This window comes from Microcoleus sp. OTE_8_concoct_300, from assembly GCF_031383065.1.
Lineage (GTDB): Bacteria > Cyanobacteriota > Cyanobacteriia > Cyanobacteriales > Microcoleaceae > Microcoleus.
In genome coordinates this window covers 1-1,011 of record NZ_JANMZH010000035.1, presented here as the reverse complement: position 1 = coordinate 1,011, position 1,011 = coordinate 1, and the positions used below count along the sequence as shown (strand labels likewise).

The window sequence follows — 1,011 nt, the reverse complement described above, 5'->3', positions numbered from 1 at the left end:
GCATACCTTCTTTTATCCTTTTCTGATAAAGAGTTATAAAGTTTCTTTATTTCCGACTCAATTGAACTAGAATAAAACATAGGTTTAAATCTCAGATAAAGTGGTAGAATAGAAAAATCCCTTGCGAGTTTCTATCAATTTTAGAGAAAATAGCAATCAGGGCGCTGTTTTTGATTATATCCGACAATCCATCAAGTTATTTATTTTTTAGTCCTTAACTATATTTGAATTGCCGACTTATTCACCTGAATTGAATTTAATAGAGATTTTGTGGCGGTTTATTAAATATGAATGGCTGGAAATAGATGCCTATTCTAGCTGGCAATCTCTTGTTTCATATGTCGAAAAAATTCTTAAAAAATTTGGAGATAATTATGTAATTAATTTTGCTTAACTACTTAACAGCCACCCTCGAAGCTTCCCTCAATGCCAAAATTGAGCGGCACTTTGACACTTTAGACACCGACCCCGACGTGCTCAAACAATTACTCGCCGACAAGCGCTCCGAAAATACCCGTCGCGCCTATGAGAAGGACGTGAATGATTTTCTGCAAACTATGACGGGGATGCCCGCCGTGCCTGATAACGTTTTAGAGTTTTTGCACTTGGAAGAGCGACAGGCGGTATCGGTGGTGTTGAAGTACAAAGCCAAACTCATCGACAAGGGACTCAAGGAAGCTACTGTTAATCGGCGGCTGGCTGCCATCAAGTCGCTGGTAGAGATGGGGCGCAAGCTCGGCGTATGTAACTATGCTTTAGGGGACATTAAGGGTGAGAAAGTCGCTAAATACCGCGATACCACCGGAGTTGACGCCGGGACTTTTGAGCGAGTTTTGCAGCAGTGCGATCGGACAAACTTGTCTGGCAAGCGCATTTGTGACAAGTTAAGAAAAAGTGCAAATTGTCAAGGGGGTAGACCAAAAAAGGTAAAATAGAATGAAACCTTTACGGGGCAAGCAGTTGAGCCATAGTTAAACCAGTTATGATTCGCAAAAAAAGAATTAACCGAGA

The 1,011-nt window shown here is 40.9% G+C and carries 1 protein-coding gene and 1 pseudogene; both read left to right on the top strand.

Annotated features, from left to right (window positions below; all coding sequences use genetic code 11):
• Positions 1–211: 211 nt before the first annotated feature.
• Positions 212–394, top strand: a pseudogene (locus ACUVJL_RS02020) (transposase); the annotation flags it as partial.
• Positions 387–935 carry a site-specific integrase gene (locus ACUVJL_RS02015; RefSeq protein ID WP_445244318.1) on the top strand — a complete coding sequence of 183 codons (549 nt, stop codon included), beginning with the start codon at positions 387–389 and terminating at the stop codon, positions 933–935. The pseudogene ACUVJL_RS02020 and the gene ACUVJL_RS02015, both read left to right, overlap by 8 nt.
• Positions 936–1,011 lie beyond the last annotated feature (76 nt).